At 67.0% G+C, this 20,121-nt stretch carries 26 protein-coding genes and 1 pseudogene; 3 read left to right on the top strand and 24 right to left on the bottom strand.

Going from position 1 to position 20,121, the window contains the following annotated elements; translation table 11 throughout:
- Positions 1 to 7: 7 nt before the first annotated feature.
- The 22 genes and pseudogenes from QZL87_RS15895 to QZL87_RS15790 form a co-directional block, all read right to left on the bottom strand.
- Positions 8 to 679, bottom strand: coding sequence for a glutathione S-transferase family protein (locus tag QZL87_RS15895; RefSeq protein ID WP_295321281.1), 672 nt, complete (start codon positions 677 to 679; stop codon positions 8 to 10).
- A 177-nt stretch (positions 680 to 856) separates the two neighbouring features.
- Complete coding sequence (gene yihA, locus QZL87_RS15890) at positions 857 to 1,501, bottom strand: ribosome biogenesis GTP-binding protein YihA/YsxC (RefSeq protein WP_295321278.1); 645 nt, start codon at positions 1,499 to 1,501, stop codon at positions 857 to 859.
- A 177-nt stretch (positions 1,502 to 1,678) separates the two neighbouring features.
- Positions 1,679 to 3,439 (bottom strand): membrane protein insertase YidC, encoded by a 1,761-nt coding sequence (yidC, locus tag QZL87_RS15885; protein WP_295321275.1) that lies wholly within the window; start codon positions 3,437 to 3,439, stop codon positions 1,679 to 1,681.
- 46 nt (positions 3,440 to 3,485) lie between these two features.
- Positions 3,486 to 3,698 carry a membrane protein insertion efficiency factor YidD gene (gene yidD, locus QZL87_RS15880; protein WP_054586362.1) on the bottom strand — a complete coding sequence of 71 codons (213 nt, stop codon included), beginning with the start codon at positions 3,696 to 3,698 and terminating at the stop codon, positions 3,486 to 3,488.
- A gap of 151 nt (positions 3,699 to 3,849) precedes the next feature.
- Positions 3,850 to 4,197, bottom strand: a complete 348-nt coding sequence (rnpA, locus tag QZL87_RS15875) for a ribonuclease P protein component (RefSeq protein ID WP_295321272.1) — start codon at positions 4,195 to 4,197, stop codon at positions 3,850 to 3,852.
- A gap of 29 nt (positions 4,198 to 4,226) precedes the next feature.
- Positions 4,227 to 4,361, bottom strand: coding sequence for a 50S ribosomal protein L34 (rpmH, locus tag QZL87_RS15870; RefSeq protein WP_037554958.1), 135 nt, complete (start codon positions 4,359 to 4,361; stop codon positions 4,227 to 4,229).
- A gap of 101 nt (positions 4,362 to 4,462) precedes the next feature.
- Positions 4,463 to 4,771: a PGPGW domain-containing protein gene (locus QZL87_RS15865; protein ID WP_295321270.1), complete on the bottom strand. Its 309-nt coding sequence runs from the start codon at positions 4,769 to 4,771 to the stop codon at positions 4,463 to 4,465.
- Between the two features lie 296 nt (positions 4,772 to 5,067).
- On the bottom strand, positions 5,068 to 5,202 hold the full coding sequence (locus QZL87_RS15860) for an entericidin A/B family lipoprotein (protein WP_295321267.1): 135 nt from the start codon (positions 5,200 to 5,202) through the stop codon (positions 5,068 to 5,070).
- A gap of 162 nt (positions 5,203 to 5,364) precedes the next feature.
- A complete protein-coding gene (locus QZL87_RS15855; RefSeq protein ID WP_295321265.1) occupies positions 5,365 to 6,147 on the bottom strand; it encodes an alpha/beta hydrolase in 783 nt (260 codons plus the stop codon).
- Between the two features lie 139 nt (positions 6,148 to 6,286).
- Entirely contained in the window at positions 6,287 to 6,940 is a 654-nt protein-coding gene (locus QZL87_RS15850) for a glutathione S-transferase family protein (protein WP_295321262.1), read from the bottom strand.
- A 13-nt stretch (positions 6,941 to 6,953) separates the two neighbouring features.
- Positions 6,954 to 7,466 (bottom strand): VOC family protein, encoded by a 513-nt coding sequence (locus QZL87_RS15845; protein ID WP_295321259.1) that lies wholly within the window; start codon positions 7,464 to 7,466, stop codon positions 6,954 to 6,956.
- Positions 7,467 to 7,468: 2 nt separating this feature from the next.
- Complete coding sequence (locus QZL87_RS15840; RefSeq protein ID WP_295321256.1) at positions 7,469 to 7,879, bottom strand: VOC family protein; 411 nt, start codon at positions 7,877 to 7,879, stop codon at positions 7,469 to 7,471.
- Between the two features lie 12 nt (positions 7,880 to 7,891).
- On the bottom strand, positions 7,892 to 8,701 hold the full coding sequence (locus QZL87_RS15835; RefSeq protein ID WP_295321254.1) for a VOC family protein: 810 nt from the start codon (positions 8,699 to 8,701) through the stop codon (positions 7,892 to 7,894).
- Complete coding sequence (locus tag QZL87_RS15830; protein ID WP_295321251.1) at positions 8,698 to 9,423, bottom strand: DUF899 family protein; 726 nt, start codon at positions 9,421 to 9,423, stop codon at positions 8,698 to 8,700. Before QZL87_RS15830 ends, QZL87_RS15835 begins: the two co-directional genes overlap by 4 nt.
- Before the next feature lie 54 nt (positions 9,424 to 9,477).
- Positions 9,478 to 10,116, bottom strand: a complete 639-nt coding sequence (locus tag QZL87_RS15825; RefSeq protein ID WP_295321249.1) for a glutathione S-transferase family protein — start codon at positions 10,114 to 10,116, stop codon at positions 9,478 to 9,480.
- A 211-nt stretch (positions 10,117 to 10,327) separates the two neighbouring features.
- Complete coding sequence (locus tag QZL87_RS15820; RefSeq protein ID WP_362989373.1) at positions 10,328 to 10,732, bottom strand: DUF1428 domain-containing protein; 405 nt, start codon at positions 10,730 to 10,732, stop codon at positions 10,328 to 10,330.
- Positions 10,715 to 11,047: pseudogene (locus tag QZL87_RS15815) on the bottom strand (DUF1428 domain-containing protein); the annotation flags it as partial. The pseudogene QZL87_RS15815 and the gene QZL87_RS15820, both read right to left, overlap by 18 nt.
- A gap of 153 nt (positions 11,048 to 11,200) precedes the next feature.
- Entirely contained in the window at positions 11,201 to 11,875 is a 675-nt protein-coding gene (locus QZL87_RS15810; protein WP_295321246.1) for a glutathione S-transferase family protein, read from the bottom strand.
- A 123-nt stretch (positions 11,876 to 11,998) separates the two neighbouring features.
- On the bottom strand, positions 11,999 to 12,967 hold the full coding sequence (locus QZL87_RS15805; RefSeq protein ID WP_295321242.1) for an alpha/beta hydrolase: 969 nt from the start codon (positions 12,965 to 12,967) through the stop codon (positions 11,999 to 12,001).
- Positions 12,968 to 13,027: 60 nt separating this feature from the next.
- Entirely contained in the window at positions 13,028 to 13,447 is a 420-nt protein-coding gene (locus tag QZL87_RS15800; RefSeq protein WP_295321238.1) for a DoxX family protein, read from the bottom strand.
- Between the two features lie 25 nt (positions 13,448 to 13,472).
- Positions 13,473 to 13,907: a VOC family protein gene (locus QZL87_RS15795; RefSeq protein ID WP_295321236.1), complete on the bottom strand. Its 435-nt coding sequence runs from the start codon at positions 13,905 to 13,907 to the stop codon at positions 13,473 to 13,475.
- A gap of 69 nt (positions 13,908 to 13,976) precedes the next feature.
- Entirely contained in the window at positions 13,977 to 14,663 is a 687-nt protein-coding gene (locus QZL87_RS15790) for a TetR/AcrR family transcriptional regulator (RefSeq protein ID WP_295321233.1), read from the bottom strand.
- Positions 14,664 to 14,826: 163 nt separating this feature from the next.
- Between QZL87_RS15790 and QZL87_RS15785 the strand changes: the two genes are divergently transcribed.
- From QZL87_RS15785 to QZL87_RS15775, 3 genes are read left to right on the top strand one after another with little or no spacing between them, the layout of a single operon-like run.
- On the top strand, positions 14,827 to 16,335 hold the full coding sequence (locus QZL87_RS15785) for a YifB family Mg chelatase-like AAA ATPase (protein ID WP_295321229.1): 1,509 nt from the start codon (positions 14,827 to 14,829) through the stop codon (positions 16,333 to 16,335).
- Positions 16,335 to 16,637 (top strand): DUF1905 domain-containing protein, encoded by a 303-nt coding sequence (locus QZL87_RS15780; RefSeq protein WP_295321226.1) that lies wholly within the window; start codon positions 16,335 to 16,337, stop codon positions 16,635 to 16,637. The genes QZL87_RS15785 and QZL87_RS15780 overlap by 1 nt, the downstream gene beginning before the upstream one ends.
- A gap of 55 nt (positions 16,638 to 16,692) precedes the next feature.
- Entirely contained in the window at positions 16,693 to 18,447 is a 1,755-nt protein-coding gene (locus QZL87_RS15775) for a GGDEF domain-containing protein (protein WP_295321223.1), read from the top strand.
- Positions 18,448 to 18,475: 28 nt separating this feature from the next.
- On the opposite strand, the gene QZL87_RS15770 is transcribed toward QZL87_RS15775, so the two are convergent.
- On the bottom strand, positions 18,476 to 18,871 hold the full coding sequence (locus QZL87_RS15770; RefSeq protein WP_037556872.1) for a polymer-forming cytoskeletal protein: 396 nt from the start codon (positions 18,869 to 18,871) through the stop codon (positions 18,476 to 18,478).
- Position 18,872: 1 nt separating this feature from the next.
- On the bottom strand, positions 18,873 to 20,075 hold the full coding sequence (locus QZL87_RS15765; RefSeq protein WP_295321220.1) for a M23 family metallopeptidase: 1,203 nt from the start codon (positions 20,073 to 20,075) through the stop codon (positions 18,873 to 18,875).
- Positions 20,076 to 20,121 lie beyond the last annotated feature (46 nt).

Below are 20,121 nucleotides of genomic sequence, written 5' to 3'. Positions count from 1 at the left end.
GCAGTCCCTACCCCTCGACCGGCCCCTCGAACTGCTCGATCACCCAATCCTCGGCCTGCGCGCCGCCGATCCATTCCTGCATGCACGGATGGCTGATCACCGCCTGGGCATAGGCGGCGGCGAAGCGCGGCAGCGGGATCGAGTAGGTGACGAAGCGCGTCACCACCGGCGCGAACATGATGTCGGCGGCCGACCAGCCGCCGAACAGATAATCGCCTTCGCCGCCGAAGCGCGCCCGCGCCTCGGCCCAGATCTGGAAGATGCGCACGACGTCGGCCTGCACTTCGGGCAGCAGTTCGGCCGCCGGATAGATGCGCCGGATGTTCATGCTGTGCTCGCGGCGCAGCGCCGCAAAGCTCGAGTGCATTTCGGCCGCCATCGACCGCGCCATCGCGCGCGCCGCCATGTCGTCGGGCCAGAAATGCTTCGTGCCGCCCGTCTTTTCGTTGAGATAGTCGATGATCGCCAGACTGTCCCACACGACGATGTCGTCGCCGTCCCACAATATCGGCACCTTGCCGCCCGATGGCGCGAATTCGTCGCCCTCGCGCCGGTTCGACCAGTCCTCGTCATAGAGCGGCACGGTGACTTCCTCGAACGGCAGCCCGCTATGCTTGACCGCGAGCCAGCCGCGCAGGCTCCAGCTGGAATAGGCCTTGTTGCCGAGGAAGAGTTTCATGGGGTCTCCTTAACCCCTCTCCCCTTGGGGGAGAGGGTTGTGCAGGCTTGGCAGCTTGCTGCCTAGCCGAAGCTGGGTGAGGGGTGTCAACCTTCGCTCCCATACCCTCACCAACTTCCGGTAGCGAACAGGTTCGCAACCTTCACTATCCTCTCCCCCAAGGGGAGAGGATTTTGCTCAACTCTCCACCGCCTCCAGCACCGCGGTGCGCAGTTCGGCGATTCCCATGCCCTTTTCGCTGCTCGTCGCGATGACCTCGGGGTGCGCGGCGGGATGCCCCCGCGCCTCGGCCTCGGTCGCCGCCTGCACTTCGGCGAGCGCGCTCGCCTTCACCTTGTCGGCCTTGGTCAGCACCAGCCGGTAACTCACCGCCGCGACGTCGAGCATCTCGAGTATCTCGCGATCGACGTCCTTGATCCCGTGGCGGCTGTCGATCAGCACCAGCGTGCGTTTCAGTACCTGCCGCCCGCGCAGATAGTCGTTGACGAGAAAGCGCCATTTCTTGACGACATCCTTCGGCGCCTTGGCAAAGCCATAGCCCGGCATGTCGACGAGCCGGAACACCAGCGGCGCGCCGACGTCGAAATAGTTGAGCTCCTGCGTCCGCCCCGGCGTCACCGACGTCCGCGCGAGCCCGTTCCGGTTCGTCAGCGCGTTGAGCAGCGACGATTTGCCGACGTTCGACCGCCCCGCGAACGCGATCTCGGGCACGCTCGGGTTCGGCAGATGCTGGAGCGCGGGCGCCGATTTCAGGAAGGCGATCGGACCCGCGAACAGCTTGCGCGCGCGTTCGGTCAGCGTGGGATCAATTTCTTCGGTCATAAGGCCGTGCTCCTGCGAAGGGCGTTCAGAGGCACGTGACTCTGAACGCGGCCCATCTCCTGTTGTCTAAATCCGAAGCCACCGGAGATGGGCCCCCGCCTTCAGCCTTTGGCTGAAGTTTACCCTGAGCGCCTGCAAGGCAGTCGAAGGGCGGGGGCACACCTCAAATGACGATGGTTATTTGGTGACCGGCGCCGCCCGCAGCGCCGGGAATTTGCGGTACATCCACTGCTGCTGTCCGATCGACAGGATATTGTTGGTGATCCAGTAAAGCAGCAGCCCCGCCGCGAACGGCGCCATGATGAACATGAACAGCCAGGGCATGATCTTGAACACCTGCTGCTGCACCGGGTCGGTCGCCTGCGGGTTGAGACGGAACTGCAGCCACATGGTCACGCCCAGGATCACCGCGAGCACGCCGATCGACAGGATCGAGGGCGGGGTGAAGGGCAGGAGGCCGAACAGATTGAGAATATGCAGCGGGTCGGGCGCCGACAGATCCTTGATCCACAGGATGAACGGCTGGTGCCGCATTTCGATCGTCAGCATCAGCACCTTGTAGAGGGCATAGAAGATCGGGATCTGGATCAGGATCGGCAGGCAGCCGGCGAGCGGATTGATCTTCTCGTCCTTATAGAGCTTCATCAGCTCCTGCTGCATCTTGGGCTTGTCGTCCTTGTAGCGGTCCTGCAGCGCCTTCATCTTCGGCTGGACGAGGCGCATCTGCGCCATCGACGAGAATTGCCGGTTGGCGATCGGGAACATCAGCGCGCGGATGATCAGCGTCAGCACCATGATCGCGACGCCGAAATTGCCGACCTGCTTGAACAGCCAGTCGAGCAGCTTGAAGATCGGCACCTCGAAAAATTCGAACCAGCCCCAGTCGATCGCGTTCGACAGGCGCGTGATGCCCTGGTCGTCCTGATATTTGGACAGGATGCCGACTTCCTTGGCGCCGGCGAAGATGCGGCTGGTGGTCGTCAGCTGCTTGCCCGGCGCGACCTGCGCGAAGTCGCGCGCGAACAGGGTCTGGTAATTGTTCGCGGCGGGCGAACTGATCGCGGCGGTCACGCGCTCGCCCTTCGCGGGGACGATCGCGGCGAGCCAATATTTGTCGGTGAAGCCGAGCCAGCCCGCCGAGCTGTAGCGCACGGTGCGGTTCGGCGCTTCCTCGACATCGTCATAATCGGTGTCGAACACCGACTTGCCGCCCAGATAGCCGGTCGGGCCGACGTGGATCGTCCAGCTGTCCTGCTCGTGCGGATCGGTCGGCTTGCCGAGCCGGTCGATCAGCGCAAAGCTGCTCGCGCTCACCGGCGCGGTGCCGGTGTTGGCGATCGTCTGCGTCGCGGTGATCAGATAATCGGCGTCGATGTTGTATGCGATGCGAAAGGTCTGGCCGGTCGTGTTCGCCCAGCTCAGCGTCACTGGCGTCGTCGGGGTCAACTTCGCGCCGCTCGCAGTCCACACCGTATTGGCGTTCGGCACCGCGATGCCCTGCGCCGACCAGCCGAGGCTCGCGAAATAGGCGGCCGCGGTCCCGCCCGGCGCGAACAGGCGCACCGCGGGCGAATCCTTCTTGATCGTCTGGCGATATTTGCTGAGCGTGATGTCGTCGATGCGCGCGCCGACGAGGTTGATCGACCCCTTGATCGCCGGGGTCTCGATCGGAATGCGCCGCCCTTCGGCGAGCACCGCGTCGACCGGGCGGATCGCTTTCGCGGCGGGCGCGGCGGGCGCGCCCGGCGCCGGAAGCGCGCTCGGCTGGCCCTGCGTCGCGGGCGTCGTGGCGGGCGCCGCGCCGTCGGCGCCCGCGACCGTCGTGGTCACGTCGGGCTTTTCCGGCGTCGGAAAGAATTTTTCGGCGACGAAGTTCCAGCCGATCAATATCGCCACCGACAGCAAAATCGCTGCGATCAGGTTACGCTTGTCGTCCACGCTCTATGGTCTCTCTTCGTCTCAAAATGTTCGGGAAGTGCCGCGCCTATGGCACGGGGTCGTAGCCATGACCGCCCCAAGGATGGCAGCGCAATAGCCGCTTTGTCGCCAGCCAGCCACCCTTGATCGCACCATGGCGTTTGAGCGCGACGATCGCATATTCGCTGCACGAGGGCGCATAGCGGCAGGTGGGGGGCAGGATACGCGACGGACCAAGCTGCCAGCCGCGCGCGATCAGGATGAGCAGACGGGCGATCACGGAAGAACCCCGGAAAACTGACAAGCTTCACTCGCGATCGGCGTCTTTTCCTCTTCGTCACCCCGGACTTGATCCGGGGCCCCGCTTGTCGCCGCCGCTGAGCGGGAACCCGGATCGAGTCCGGGGTGACGGCGAAGGAGGGGGAGCGGAATCACGACGCCTTCGCCGCCAATTTCTTCGCCGCGCGCTTCAGCGCCGAATCGAGATGCTCGCCCAATTCGGCAAACGACATGTCGTTCGCCCCCGGCCGGCCGATCAGCACATGGTCGGCGCCGGCGATCCCCGCCTGCGGCAGCGCGGCGCGCGCGAGCTCGCGAAAGCGCCGCTTCATCCGGTTGCGCGTGACCGCGTTCCCGACCTTCTTGCTGACCGTATAGCCGATGCCCAGCGCATCCTCATCGTCGCCGCGGGGACGGACGAGCAGGACAAAGCCGGGCATGGGAAAGCGAAGGCCGCGATTCGCGGCCAGAAATTCGCTGCGTTTTGAAAGCGTTCGCACCAGACAGGCTGGCGGCGAAGCCTCGGCGATCAGGCCGACAGCTTCGCGCGGCCGCGCGCACGGCGGGCGGCCAGAACCTTGCGGCCGCCGACGGTTGCCTTGCGGGCGCGGAAGCCGTGACGGCGCTTGCGCACGAGGCGGCTCGGTTGATAAGTGCGCTTCATCGCGGTTTTCCCTAGATCTCGTCAAATGCTGCAACAGAAAAGGGCCGCCAAGCGTGGGCGGCCACTGTCGGAGGCGCGGATAAGCAAGAGTCGGCGGAAAGTCAATCGCCATCTAGCTTGTCCAGCGCGGCGCGCGCCCGCCGCCGCGCGGCGCTGACGCGGCGCATGATCCGGTCGGCCCAGTCGCCATATCGGGGGTGGCGCCATTTGAAGCGGACATAGGCGCGCTTCGCCCAGGCGCTGTTCTGCAGGCAGAGCATCAGCCCCAAGGGAAAGACGATCAGGAAGCCGGGCCCCGGCAGCGGCCCGATCGCGATACCCGTGATCATCAGCAAGATACCGAGCGCGAACAGCGCGGTGCGCATCTGCGCGTTCGACCGCATCCGCTGATAAAGACTCCGCTTCGCCATAGGGGGCGATGTGGGGGAGGGGCCGGCGTGTTACAAGGCTAAAGCAGCTTGGCGCGAGTGGCGACGATAGCGAACGGCGGTTTCGAGTGGTTAGCGGACACACCCAACATCGTCATTCCCGCGGAGTCGCAGACGGCGCGGAGCGCCTCCGCGGGAACCCAGTCTGGGATCAGCCTACGCACGCTCTGGGTCCGCTTTCGCGGGGGTGACGAATAAAGAGACGGCAGCAATCGCCCGATAACGGCGATCCGCTAACGCCGGCTCACGCCAATTTGTCCACGTCGCCGAGCAGCCGCCTAGCAGTTGCCTTCAACGCCATCGGCACAGTCTCCAACGGATTCGATGTCTTTTCCGGCACCTTCAACGGTGTTGCAAGCCGACAGGAGCAACATCGAGCTGCCAAGTGCGAAAATGGTCAGAAGCTTTTTCATTGTCTCTCTCCAACGGCGAGGGCGAACCACCCTCCATTTGAGTTCCAACATTTTCGGAACGGCCGTTCGCAGCGATTGTTCCGCTGCGTCGGCGCCGCGCTAGGCGAAGCGTTCGAAATGATCGCCAGTCCGGGGGGGCATGAAAAGGGGCGGCGACGCTATTCAGTCGAGCGTGACGAAGCGCGCCATATCGTCGCGCGTCAGGTAACGGACATCGTCGAACGGCGTCGCGTTGGTCAGCGCATAAAAGGCGCGCGCCTTCGCGGCGTCCATGCCCATTTCGCGGTAATAGCCCAGATATTCGGCGTGAACCGGGTCGTTCGCGGGATAGTCGTTCGCCTCGCGGCCATATTCGTCGGCCCAGCTATGGACGCCGAATTCGGCGTCGGCGTCGGCGCGGCGGACGGTGCCGGCGAGCCACAGCTCGACCGCGCCCGAGCGGATCGATCCGCCCGCGGGCACGACCGTCTCCATCCCCGCGCGGCGGATCGCGCGCGCGAGGGTCAGATTCGCCTCCTCGTCGAGGCTGCCCGGGCAGTCGACCATTTCGAGCCGCCGGATCCCCGGAAAGGCCGCGAGCATCGCCGCGAACTGGCGCGGGGTCGCCGAGGTGACGTCGCCCGCCATGCGAACCGTCGATGCGTCGATCACCGAAAACGGGCCGAACCGCGCCTTCGTATGGCCCAGCGTCGTGAGCGTGGCGGCGGGGGCATAGCGCCGCGTCGCGACGAACCCGGCATCGTCGGCCAGCGTCTCGTCACCCAGCAGCGCCGCGTCCTCGTCGATATGGTCCGCGCCCGCGTCGTCGACCTCGTCATAGGTCCACGTCGTCACCGTCGTCGTGATCGTCACGACCTGCTGCTGCGCCTGCGCGGGCGCGAACGCCAGCACCGCCGCCAAAGCGGCGACGATCAGCGTGCGGAGAAAGGCGGACGGCGAACCCATGGCCCCGCTTTCGCGCGGGCGCGATGACCGATCGGCAAACAGGCAGCGTCAGCGCGCCGTTAACCCCGTTCCGGGACGCGTCGCACACACATCCATATTCCCGTCATCCCGGCCTTCGCCGGGATGACCAAAGATAAGATCAATCCCGATCGGGCGCGCCCAGCGGGAAGAAGGCGCGGTACGGCCGCGCATCCTCGACGCAGCGCGACACCGACGGATGCGCAAGTAGCCGCGCGCGATAGGCACGCAAATTCTCGTGCCTCTCGGGAATCGGGTGAACCCAGTCGGCATAGAAAAGCGACGGCGCCGCGGCGCAATCGGCGAGGCTGAAGCCATAAGGCGTCGCCCAGCCGCCGCCCGCCAGTTCCTTGTCGAGCCAGCCATAGGCACTTTCAAGCGCCGCCTTCGCCTGCTCGACGATCAGCGGCACATGATTTTCGGGCCCGCGCAGCGCGTCGGCGACCACCGCCTGCATCCGCGCCATCACATGATTGTCGAAGATGCGGTCGAAGAAGCGCACCCGCAGCGCCGCCCCGGAATCGGCGGGGATCAGCCGCGGTTCGGGCACCAGATGGTCGAGATATTCGATGATGATCGACGATTCGAACCAGGGCACGCCGTCGTGGACGAGCAGCGGAAACTGCCCGACCGGCCAGTGCGCCTTCAATTCCTCGAAGTGGCTCGGCGCGTCGGGGCCGAGGACGCGATAGTCGAAATCGACCCCCTTCTCGTAAAGCGCGATCAGCGCCTTCCAGGTATAGGAAGAGAAGGGGTGTCCGTAAAAGATCAGCATCGATCGCCTTCCTTCAGCCTGCCCCGACGGCTTCGCCGCGCACCGCCGCTTCGATCGCCGCGATGTCGATCTTCTGCATCGTCATCATCGCGTCGAAGGCGCGCTTCGCGACTTCGGGGTCGCCGCCCATCGTCGCGTCGGTCAGCACGCGCGGGGTGATCTGCCAGTTCACGCCCCATTTGTCCTTGCACCAGCCGCAGGCGCTTTCCTTGCCGCCATTGCCGACGATCGCGTTCCAGTAACGGTCGGTCTCCTCCTGCGTGTCGGTATGGACCTGAAAGGAAAAGGCCTCGCTCTGCGGAAAGACCGGGCCGCCGTTGAGCCCGACGCAGGGGATGCCGAGCACGGTGAAATCGACCGTCAGCGCGTCGCCCTGCTTGCCGCCGGGGAAGTCGGCGGGCGCCCTATGCACCGCGCCCACGCTGCTGCCGGGAAAGGTCGCGGCATAGAATTTCGCGGCTTCCTCGGCATCCTTGTCGTACCAGAGGCACAGGCTCACGGGCTGGCTCGTCGGTTGGTTCGTCATTGTCACTCTCCTTTGATGGGCCCGCCGATCGACCATTGGTGGCCGAACGGATCCTTTATCTGGGCGTAGCGGTCCCCCCAGAACATATTGTTGAGCGGCATCACGACGCTCGCCCCCGCGGCGACCGCGCGCTCGAACCAGGCGTCGGCGTCGTCGACCTGCAGGTGCAGCGTCACCCCGTCGGGCTTGCCCGACGGTTCATCGACATATTCGGGAAATTCGTCGTGCATCATCAGCGACCCGCCGTTGATCGTCAGATGCGCGTGCATCAGCCGCACGCCGTCGTCGGCGGGAACGCGCATATTCTCGGTCGCGCCGAACGCCTGCTTGTAGAATTCGATCGCCTCGCTCGCGCGCTTGTCGGCGATCGCGATATGCGGGGTGAGACCAGTGGTGGGGCCTTGGTTTTCCATCGTCTCTCTCCTCTATTTGCGCGGTCCGACCAGCCCGAAGGCGGCGCCCTGCGGGTCGATGCCGTTCATCGCATATTCGCCGCCCGGAATTTCCATCGGCTCGCTGGTGACGGTGCCGCCGTTCGCTTTCACCGCGGCGTGCGCGCGGTCGATGTCGTCGACGCCGATGTAGAAGCTCCACACCGGCGCCGGATAGCCGGTCATCAACGGCATCACCGCGCCGAGTCCGACATCGCCGCGCTGGATGAAGCGATAGGCGCCGAGCTCGCCCATCGGCATCTCGCCTTCCTGCCGCCAGCCGAAATGCTTTTTGTAGAAGGCGATCGCCGCACCCGGATCGCGCGTCGCCAGTTCGTTCCAGCGCATATGCTGCGCCTCGGTGACCGAAAAGACGTCGCTCTCCATCCCTTCCATGCCCGCGGGCGGAATGGGCTTCATGACATAGAAGACCGCGCACTGCGGGTCGCTCACCATCGCGATGCGCCCGACGGGCAGGTCGGTCGCGGGCATATGGACCGCGCCGCCGTCGGCCTCGATCGCCGCGACGGCGCTATCGACGTCGGCGACCTCGAGATAGCCCATCCATATCGGCCGCGCGCCGCCGGCGAGCATGTCGGCGGTGAGCGCGAGCACCCCGCCGGCGTTGCCGCCGTCGCCGCGCCCGATCATGCGATAATCGACGTCGCCCGCCGCGGGATCGCGTGTCGCGGCGATCGTCCAGCCGACGACGGCGCCATAAAAACGCGCCGCGCCCGCGGGGTCGGGGGTCATCAGCTCGTACCAGATGAAGTTCGATGCCCCATTGCTATTGTTCTGGCTCATCTCTTTCCTCCTTCGACGGTCGGAAAATAATCCCCGCGACCTTCGGGGGTCATGTCGAGCAGGCCCCACAGCGAATCGACGAGGTCGCCGGCGCGGTGGTCCTGACCGGGTTCGCTCGGCGCAAAGGCCATTTCGCTGCCCCAGTGATGGCGGATGACATCGCCATCCTTGCGAAAGACGTTGAAGATCGTCTCGTCCCACTCCTCGCCGGGCCCGAGGTTGCGGTCGGCGCGCATCGACGGGGGGAATTTGCGCGTGTCGCCGAAATAGTCGGCCGAATAGCGCGTGGTGACGTCGGACAGAAAGCTCACGTGCGGCCAGCGGCGGACGCGCGCCCATTCGACGAGCCGCGCGATCGGCGACTTGGCGACGACATAGAGCGGGGCGCGGTCGTCGACATAGCGCGCGCCGCCGTCGATCGAATCGAGCATATGGGTGCAGCCCGCGCAAGGCACGTCGCGGTCGGGACCGAACATGAAGCTCTGCACGATGATGCTCGGCTTGTCCCCGAACAGCTCGGACAGCCGGACCGTCTCGGGCCGCTGATGGGCGCCGATGCGCTCGAAGACATAATCCTCGGGAATCTCGCCGCCGGGCGGCAGCGCGCGGCGCTTCGCCGCGACCGCCTCGATCTGGCGGCGGAGCGCGATCTCGTCGTCGAGCAAGGCGTTCCGCGCGGCGCGATAGCCGGCGCTTTCGTTGGGATAGCTTATGTGATCCATGGCTTGTTCCTTCCGGGTCTGCCGCTCATCGGACGCGCCCTGCGTGCCGTGGGGTCACGCCGCCAGCGCGGCCATAGCCTTCGCAATCGTCACCGGCGCCTTGGGGCGCGCATACATCCTGTCCAGATAGGCGCGGAGCGCGGGCGCATCGTCCAGCAGTGCTGCCTCGCGCGCCCAGTCGAGCGTGAAGGCGGCGTTGAAATCGGCCACCGTCACCCGTTCGCCGACGACGAAGCCGCGCCCCTGCATATGCTGCTCCAGCACCGCGATCATGCGCTTGCCGTCGCGCTTGGCGAGCGCGATCTCGTCGGCCGATTTCTCGTCCTCGGCATAGAGGAAGCTGTGCAGCGCGACGCGCCACAGCGGCGCCTCGATCTCGGTCATCAGGAAAAACAGCCAGTGATACATGCGGGCGCGCTCTTCGGGCGTGTCGGGGATCAGTCCGCCGCCCGGAAAGCGGTCGCCATATTTGTCGGCGAGATAGAGCTGGATCGCCGCCGATTCGCTGATCACCAGATCGCCGTCGACCAGCACGGGCAGCTTCGCGGCGGGATTGAGCGCGAGGAATTTGGGGGCCCGATTTTCGCCCGCGCCAATATCGACGGGAATGACCTCGTGCGCGAGATCGAGTTCGTTGAGGAGCCAAATGGCGCGCAGCGCGCGGGTGGGGGGAGTGCCATAAAGTGTGATCATCTCGTCAGTCCTTCTCTCGATCCTCCCTGTGGCGAAGCCATGGGGAGGGGGACCGCTCGCGAAGCGAGTGGTGGAGGGGCGACGACGGTAGCGTCATAGCCCCTCCGTCAGCGGCTGCGCCAAAGGCGCAGTTTATCCTGAGCGCCTGCAAGGCAGTCGAAGGGCCGCTGCGACCTCCCCATCGCTCCGCGACAGGGAGGACAGTGGGCAATCACGCCTCGACGATCGGCGCGAAGCCGCCATAGATCATGCGCGCGCCGTCGAACGGGTTGGTCGCCGGATCATTCTTCATCCGCTCGTCGGTCATCATCTTTTCCCAGCCCTTGGCGCGGGTTTCCTTGTCGGGCCATTCGACCCAGCTGTAGACGACGTTCTCGCCGTCCTTCTTGTGCGCGGCACGGGCATAGTCGGTCACCTTGCCGTCGGGCACATCGTCGCCCCACGCTTCGACGACGCGGGTCGCGCCATAATCGCGGAACACTTCGGATGCCTTTTCCGCCATCGCGCGATAGGCGTCCTTGTTGCCTTCGGGGACAGGTACGACATAACCGTCGACATAGCCCGTCTTGCCCGCGGCGCGATCGTCGACGATCGACGTGAAACCGCCGATGATCATCCGCTTGCCGTCGAACGGCATCTCGCCGCCCATCGCCTCCATGCGCGGATCGCTCATCATCTTTGCGTTCGCGGCGTCGCGCGTCGCGCGATCGGGATATTCGAACCAGCTGAACACGACGGTCTCGTCGTCCTTCGCCTGCACCGCGCCCTTGAAATCATTGACTTTGCCGTCGGGGACGTCGTCGCCCCAGCATTCGACCATGCGGCTGACGCCATATTCCTTGAACAGCGGCGCGGCTTCGGCGGCATGCTTGCGATAGGCTTCCTTGTTGGCGGTCGGCACCGCGACCACAAATCCTTCCACATAGGTCATCGTCTCTCTCCTTTATCCTGCCCTCCCCTTCAGGGGAGGGCAGCGAGACTTGCGAGCTTGCTCGCTAGTCGCAGCGGGTGGGGTCCATCGGCCTTGCGCAAGGCCGATGGACCCCACCCCAACCCCTCCCCTGAAGGGGAGGGGCTTTTTCCGTTATCCTCCGCCCGGCCCCGCCTCCTCGCTGAACGCGGCGAGCTGCGCATCCAGCGCGCGCTGAAAGGCGGGCCGTGCAAGACACCGGTCGAGATAAGCCTGCAGCCGCGGCTGCTCGGCGATCAGCCCGGCTTCGACAGCTTCGCGCAGCACCGTCGCCATCGCGATGTCGGCGACGGTGAACTCGCCGGTCAGATACGCCTTGTCGCCGATCGCATCGTTCAGACGGCCGAGCCGGCCCTGGATGAACTCGATCAGGCCCGGGCGGCGCAACTTCGCCCATTCCTCGTCGCTGGCGAAGATGTCGACATTGCCCAGCTCGAACAGCATCGGCTCGACGCTGTTATAGGCGGCGAACAGCCAGGCGAGCGTATTGGCGCGCGCCTGCGCGTCGCGCGGCATCAGCCGTTCGTCCTTTTCGGCGAGGTGGAGCAGGATCGCCCCGCTTTCGAACAGGCGGATGCCGCCGTCGTTGAGCACGGGGACCTGCCCCCATGGCTGGAACAGGAAATGGTCGGCGGGGCGGTTGACCGCGCTGATCAGATGCTCGGCATAATCGAGGCCGATTTCCTCGCACGCCCAGCGCGGGCGCAGGTCGCGGACATAGCCGCGCGCGAAATCGGGCACCCAGTCGAAGGCGGTGACCTCGAGCTTGCTGTCGGGATTGACGGGCATGGCGAAACTCCTCTCCTTGTATCTCGTTCGTCATCCCGGCGCAGGCCGGAATCTCACCGTTGAATTCTGCGGCTCCGTCGAGATTCCGGCCTCCGCCGGAAGGACGGAGGAGCAAAGGCCGCGCTAGAACGACGGCGGCGGCGGCGCCTTGTCGTCGAGAAAGGGCACAACCATCGCCGCGATCGCCGGGATTTCGCCCATGATCCCGATGTGCGAGGTCGCGGGCAGGATCGCGAGCCGCGCCTTCGGCGCCGCGGTCAGGAAACCCTGCGTCGCGGCCGCCACGTCGCCGCCGCCGCGCAGCTTGAACAGGTGGATCGCATGGTCGAGCGTGACGCCGTCGGCGTCGCCGATGATCACCATCGTCTTGCCGGGGATCGCCTGCACCGCGGCGTCGGACCAGCCGAAGGGCGTCGCGTCGAGCGCCTTGATATTGGCGACCAGATTCGGGAACTTGTCGGGCGCGGGCGACAGGCGCTTATATTCGTTGTCGATCGGGCTGCCCGCGAAGATGTCGGGGGTCAGCTTGGAAATGCCCGCCAGCACTTCGGGATACCAGCCGTCGAGCCGCGAGGTTGCCGACAATATCACCTGCTTGCCGACCTTGCCGGGGTGCCCGATCGCGAGCGCGACCGCGGTCGACCCGCCCATCGAATAGCCGAGCACATCGGCCTTTTTCACACCGAGCTTGTCGAGCACGGCGGCGGTATCGTCGGCCATCCGGTCATAGCTCAGCGGCGTGTCGACCCCGCCCGACCGGCCGTGGCCGCGCGCATCGACCGCGATCACCGGCCGCGACGCGGCGAGAGGGTCGATCAGCGGCTTCATCGCGTCGGCCGACATGAAGGCGCCGTGCAGGACGAGCAGCGGGGTTTTGCCCGAGGCAAGATCGCCATGCACTTGATAATGGATCGCCGCGCCGGCGACATCGACATGGCCGCTCTGGAGGGCGCTGGCAGGCTGGCCGGCGGCCGGCTGGCTCGCGCCGGGGGCTTCGGCCGCTGCGGGCTGGGGTATCGCGGCGATCACTGCCGCGCCCGCGACCATCGCGAAGGCCGAGGCCAGCATGGGGAGGGGAGAGGTTTTTGTCATCGAACCATCCTCTTCTGTTGTAAGACGGTGTCTGGGCGAGTTTGCCTTTGAACCGGGCGATCAGGCCGATCGCGGCGCGACCAGCAAGCGGAGTGCGGGCGAACGTAGCCAGAGGCCCGCCCAAAGCATCACGCCGAGATAGACGCCGAACAAAGTATGGCTGAACAGCGGGCTGCCGATGCGCAGGTGGGTCGCGATCGCGCCGCCGAGATAGCCGGTGATCAGGATCGCGCCGATGAAGGCCGTGCGCGGCCAGATATGGAGCAGGGTCGGGATCAGCAGCAGTAGGCCGAGCATGTACATCGTGCCGACTTCGAGCGGCCATCCGAGGCCGGGCGGGCTGTATTTGATCGCCACCTCGGGCGACACCAGCTTGAGCCCGGCATCGAAGAGGAGGAAGAGGATCACGAGGCCGCTCAGGACGCGGCCGACGATCAACTGGCCCTTGCCGGGGCCATTTCCGGGGGTCGTATCGGTCATCCTCTTCCTCCTCCCTATGCGCTTGTTATGCCGCGGCTTCGGCCGGGGCGTCGGCCGGGATCGCGGTGGGGTCCATCCACATCACTTCCCAGATATGGCCGTCGGGGTCCTCGAAGCTGCGGCCATACATGAAGCCGAAATCCTGCGTCGGGGTCGGGTCGGCCTTGCCGCCCGCGCGGACCGCCTTGTCGACCTGCCCGTCCACTTCCTCGCGGCTGTCGGCCGAGACGCAGAGCAGCACCTGCGCCGTCGTGTGCGCGTCGGGGATCGTCTTGGTCGTGAAGTCGGCCCATTTGGCGTGGGTCAGCAGCATGACGTGGATCGACCCTTCGGCGACGACCATGCACGCGGCGGTCTCGTCGGTGAAGGCGGGGTTGTTCACCGCGCCGACCGCTTCATAGAAGGCCTTCGACCTGTCGAGGTCGGTGACCGGCAGGTTCACGAAAATCATCTGGGGCATCTCTTCTCTCCTTGGGGGGTGGTTGTCGAAGTCAGCGCGGGCGGCGCGCGGCCGCAATTACCTGTCGCATCATGCCGCGCCTCCGCGCCCGAACAGCATCCGGACATAACGCTTCAGGTGCGTGACGGTGCCGCGTGCGATCGCCGGGTCGTTCGTCGTTTTCGCCAGGACGAAGGCGCCCTGCAGCACCGACTGGACATGCTGGGCAAGGCCGATCGCGGTGACGTCCCGGGGTGCGCCATAAAGGTCGATCGTGGCCTGGATGTCGGGGGCGAGCGCCTCGCAATAGGCGTTGATGCTCGCCTCGCACGCGGCGCGGATGCGGTCGCTCGTCGCATAGGCTTCCTGCACCATCGTGCCGACGAAGCAGGTGTAGTCTTCCGTGGGCCCGTCGAGCATCGACAGGCGGAAATCGATATGGCCGAGCAGGCGGTCGAGCGGATCGTCGAGCTTCACGTGCGGCGGCATCTCGAACATCGGGCGCGCGCGCTCGGTCCAGCCCTCGGCCGCCGCGACCGCCAGCTCCTCCTTCGACGCGAAGTGATGGAAGAAGGCGCCCTTCGTCACCCCCGCCGCCGCGCAGATCTGGTCGACCGTGGTCGCCGAATAGCCCTGCTTGCGCACCGTCTGATGCGCCGCCGCGATCAGCTTCGCCCGCGCGCTGCCCCGCGGCGCGCGCTTGCCCGGGTCGCCGCCGCCCGCCGAGGGGACGCGGGCGGCGGCTGCGGGGATTGAGGGTGGCTGATTCGTCGTCATGCGAATCGACATACCGACTGGTTGGTATGTTGTCAAATCCGCAATCGTCCCCACGCTGCGCGGCACCTTCGTCACCTTCCGGAAAAAGACTCGACCTTCCCGCCGCTTCGCCTAAAGAGGACCTCGGAACAAAGGGGGCACATCGTGCTGTTCCGGGGGGAATATGGTCGCAATCGTCTCAACCACCGCCTATCTCGGCATCGAAGCGCGCGGGGTCGAGGTGCAGTGCCAGATTACGCCGGGCGTCCCGCGCTTCGTCGTTGTCGGCCTGCCCGACAAGGCGGTGGGCGAAAGCCGCGAGCGCGTCCGCGCCGCGATCGCCGCGATCGGCCTGTCGCTCCCGCCCAAGGTCATCACCGTCAACCTCTCGCCCGCCGACCTGCCCAAGGAAGGCTCGCACTACGACCTCCCCATCGCGCTCGCGCTGCTCGGCGCGATGGGCGTGATCGATGCCGAGACGCTCGCCTCTTACGTCGTCGTCGGCGAACTCGGCCTCGACGGACGCGTCGCGCCTTCGCCCGGCGTGCTGCTTGCGGCGATCCATGCAGGCAGCGTCGAGCGCGGGCTGATCTGCCCCGCGGCGCAGGGGCCCGAGGCGGCGTGGGCGGGCAATGTCGAGGTGATCGGCGCCCCCGATCTGCTGTCGCTGCTCAATCATTTCAGGGGCAATGCGCTGCTGTCGCCGCCGGTGCCGGGCGCGGTCGAAGACCCGGTTCGCGCCGCCGACCTGTCGCAGGTCAAGGGGCAGGAGACGGCGAAGCGCGCGCTCGAGATCGCGGCGGCGGGCGCGCATAATCTGATGATGTTGGGGCCGCCCGGCGCGGGCAAGTCGCTGATGGCGGCGTGCATGCCCGGCATCCTGCCCGACCTCACCCCCGCCGAGGCGCTCGAGGTGTCGATGATCGCATCGGTCGCGGGAACGCTCGAGGGCGGGCGCCTCGTCCGCGCGCGTCCATTCCGCGCGCCCCATCATTCGGCGTCGATGCCCGCGCTCGTCGGCGGCGGGCTGCGCGTGCGCCCGGGCGAGGTCAGCCTCGCGCATCTCGGCGTCCTCTTCCTCGACGAGCTTCCCGAATTCCAGCGCGGCGTGCTCGATTCGCTGCGCCAGCCGCTGGAGACGGGCGAAGTCAGCGTCGCGCGCGCCAACGCCCATGTCACTTTCCCGGCGCGCGTCCAGCTCGTCGCGGCGATGAACCCCTGCCGCTGCGGCCATCTCGGCGACCCGGCGCTTGCGTGCAGCCGCGCGCCGCGCTGCGCCGCCGACTATCAGGCGAAGCTGTCGGGGCCGCTGCTCGACCGCATCGACCTGCATGTCGAGGTGCAGGCGGTGAGCGCCGCCGACCTCGTCCTGCCGCCGCCCGCCGAAGGCAGCGCCGAAGTCGCGGCACGCGTCGCGGCGGCGCGCGCGATCCAGACCGAACGCTATGCCGGGCACAAGGCGCGCACCAATGCCGAGATCGACGGTGAACTGCTCGAAGCGGTCGCCACGCCCGATGAGGCCGGGCGGGGGCTGCTCGCGCAGGCGGCCGAGGCGATGCGGCTCTCGGCGCGCGGCTATACGCGAATCCTGCGCGTCGCGCGGACGATCGCCGACCTTGCGGGCGCCGAGACGGTCGGGCGCATCCATATCGCCGAGGCGCTGAGCTATCGGCGGCAGCCGCCGAGGAATTGATGGAGACGTTGCGTTTCCGCGCGGACGTCATCGAATGGCGCGGGCCGGCGCCCTTCCTTTTCGCCGTCGTTCCCGACGCGCATGTCGGCGCGATCCGTTACGCCGCGATGACGGCAAGCTATGGCTGGGGCGTGGTTCCCGTGGTGGCGATTATCGGCGACACCGAATTTGCGACCTCGCTGTTTCCGCGCGACGGAGGCTATCTGTTGCCGGTCAAACGCGCGGTGCAAAAGGCCGAAGGCGTCGGGCCCGGCGACCGGGTCGCGGTCGCCCTGCGGGTCGGCCGGCCCGCAGGGCGCTGAAGCGAATTTGCCCGATGGCAAAGATTTCACAATATATTGATGCGATACGGCGGCGATGACTGCGATGCGCGATCTTGCGGAAACCTGGCGCTGCCGGCTTTGGCTCGGCCTGTGCGCCATGCTTTTCGCCCTGATCGCGGCCCCGGCGCATGCGCGCGCGCTCGATGTCGGGCGTGACTTCTGCCACGCGGTGAGCGGCACGGCGCTGGGCGACGATGCCCTGGCCGGGCTTCGTTTTTCGTGTAGCGGAACGCCGACGGCTTATCAGGACCGGAGCCTCTGGCTTCGTACCTCGCTCGACGGCGAGGGTGCGTCCCGCGATCTGGCGCTGATGGTTCATAATTCGCGGTTCGACCGGCTCGCGGTGGGCTTTTCCTATGCCGACGGCGCGACGCGCTGGCAGCAGGTGCGCAGCGGAGATTTCGGGTCGCATTGGCGCGCCGGGGGACAGATATTGTTCGAGGCGCCCGGCCGCGGCGCGCCGCTCACGGCCGTGACGATGCGCTTCGACGGGCTGTCGGGGCATCAGTTCGTGCGCGCGAGAATCCTCCCGAAGGACGAGGCGGGGATGCAGTCGGCGGGCATGGCGGCAGCGGTCGGCGCCGCGCTGACCCTGCTGCTCGTCAGCTGTATCTACAGCCTGTCGCTCGCCGTCGCGGTGCGCCGCCAATATCTCGCCTGGCAGGCGGCGTGGGCGGCGACGATGCTGCTCTGGGGGGCGCTCTGGTCGCAGGCGCATCTGGCGCTCGTGCCGGCGATGGCGGGTGCGGTGACGGCGCAGGCCGGCACTTTCCTCGCCTGCCTCGCCATCGCGGTCGCGACCGCCAGCGCGGTCACCGCCGTCGAACACGGCATCGTGCCGAAGGGGCTGCGGACCGCCGCGCTGCTCCTTGGCGCCGGCGTCGGCGTTGCAGGCATCCCGCTGACCTTCATCCGCGGCGGCAGTCTTGCTGCGCTGGCCGATCTGCTTGGCCTCGCCATCATCGCCGATCTTGTCGCGGTCGTCGTCTATCTCGGCTGGGCGTGGCGGCGCGGCTCGATCGAGGCGCGCGATTTCCTCGGCGCCTGGGGGCTGCCCATGGCGGTGCTGGCCTTCATCCATATCGTCGATGTCGAGGACGGCTTGTGGGGCGGCGGGTCAAAGCTGGCCGTGCTCGTCGCCGCGACATGGCAGGCGCTATGGCTCGCGGCGGCGGCGACGCGGCGGCTCGCCCATCTGCGGATCGAGCGCGACCATGCCCGCGATGCGGAGGCGCAGGCGCAGCAACTGGCGCGGCGCGATCCGCTGACCGGCCTGCCCAACCGCCGCGGCTTCATCGACAGCGTGACGCCGCTGCTCGACCGCGCGCGCGCCGACAATCTGCCGGCGGCGCTGCTGCTCGTCGACATCGACCGCTTCAAGTCGATCAACGATATTTTCGGTCACGAGGCGGGCGACGCGGTCCTGTGCGGGATCGGCCGCCGGATCGAGCGGTGGGAAGGGCCGATGTGTACCGTCGCGCGGCTGGGCGGCGAAGAGTTCGGCCTGCTGACGATCGGGATGGAGGGCATCATCCTTGCCCGCTTCGCCGAAAGCATCCGCCGCGGGATCGCGGCCTGCGATCATAGCGAGGTCGTGGGCGAGCGGCCGGTGACCGCGAGCGTCGGAGTCGCCGAGGTGCGGCCGGCGTGCGATTTCAAGCAGCTCTACCGGCTCGCCGACGAAGCCCTTTACGACGCCAAGCGCGGCGGCCGCAACAGGGTCGCTGTCCAGCGCCACCAGAAGGACGCCGGCCGCGCATCCGGCCGCGAGATCGCCGCGTCGAAATGATCGAGGCCGCGCCGGTGCGCGGCTCTGCTCAGAGCGCCGCCGACTTGTTTTCGACGACTTCGAGCGGCGGTGGCGCCTTGGCCGCCGCGGCGCCGTGGCGGCGATGCGACAGCTTGCCGTCGACCTTGCCGCCATTCTCGATCGTGATGGTCTCATAGACCACGTCGCCGGTGATCCGCGCGGTCGCATGGACGATCAGCGTCTTGGCCTCGATCGATCCGTCGAGCAGGCCCGCGATCTTCGCGGTCTCGGCGGTCACCGCGCCCTTGATCTCGCTCGCCTCGCCCTGGACGAGATTGGCGCATTTGAGGTCGCCCTCGATCTTGCCGTCGACGTGCAGATCGACGCTGGCGGCGACATTGCCGGTGACGACGACGTCCGATCCGAGGATCGAAAAGGTCGTATGGCGCGCGCCCGTCGCCATCTTAGCGGGCACCGTGGGCGGCGGCGACGGAACCGACTCGCTGGCGGGCGTCGGCTTTGACTTCGAGAACATCGGCTTTTGCCTCCAGGAATCTGCGGGGGTTGACCGCCTGGCCGTTCAGGCGGACTTCGAAATGCAGGTGGCTTCCGGTCGAACGGCCGGTCGAGCCCATTTTGGCGATCTGCTGGCCGGCGGCGACCCGCGTGCCGACCTTGGTCGTGAAGCCCGACAAGTGGGCATAGCGCGTCAGGATACCCTGGCCGTGATCGACCTCGACGACATTGCCATAGCCCGACTTGCGGCCGACGAAGCTGACGCGGCCCGGCGCGGCGGCGAGGATCGGAGTGCCGATCGGGCCGCGGAAGTCGAGGCCCGCGTGCATCGCGCCCGCGCCGGTGAAGGGGTCGCTGCGATAACCGAAGCCCGACGACATCATCATCACATTGGCGGGATTGCCCGACGGCACCGCGACGAGCGTGCGTTCGAGCACCTCCATGCGGAACAGCGCGCTGTCGAGCGCGGCAAAGCTGGCGCCGAGCGCCTTGGCTTTGCCCATCTGGCCGCGATAGGGGATGAAGGGACCGCCGCGTCCGGCCGCGGCGTTACGGACGAGCTTGTCGGGGTTGAGGCCGAGCGCCGCCACGGCGGTTTCGGCCTTTGCCGCGCGGCCCTTGACCGCGGCGAGCAGGCGGGCAGCGAAGGCTTCCTGCCGCGCAGCGAGCCGCGCGAGACTCTGCGCTTCGGGCGGCAGGTCCGGATCGATGGCGCTGGTCTTGACGGATTCGGCGGGAACGGCCGGCTGCTGCGCCGCCGGTTCGGCGGGCATCGCGGCGGGATCGATGCCAAAATGGGTTTCGGCGACGCTTTCGAGCAGCGCCTGGCGCTCTTCGAGATCGGCGGCGGTTTCGGCGACGCGGTCGCGATATTTGGCGATGCGTGCTTCCGACGCGGCGGCGGCGGCTTGCTGCTGCGCGACCGCGGCGCGTTCGTCGGCGGTCAGCAACTGGTTGATCAGCACGGTGAGCGTCGCGCCCGCCCAGGCGAGCAGCACGACGCCGGCGATCAGCGCGACGCGTTTCTGCCAGACCGCGCTGACACGCAGGAATCGGACGTGGCCGTGCGTGCGAACGAAGATTTCATGGTCCTGAAACAGCGCGGAGACGCGCTGGCGCAAATCGCGCAGACCCGTTGTTTTCGACGACAAGTGGCGACCCCATCTTGTTTGTTTTGTGGAGCCCTCCGCCCCGATT

Source organism: uncultured Sphingopyxis sp. (assembly GCF_900078365.1).
Taxonomy (GTDB): domain Bacteria; phylum Pseudomonadota; class Alphaproteobacteria; order Sphingomonadales; family Sphingomonadaceae; genus Sphingopyxis.
Note: the sequence above shows the minus strand (reverse complement) of the source record. Positions and strands in the feature narration are given on the sequence as shown.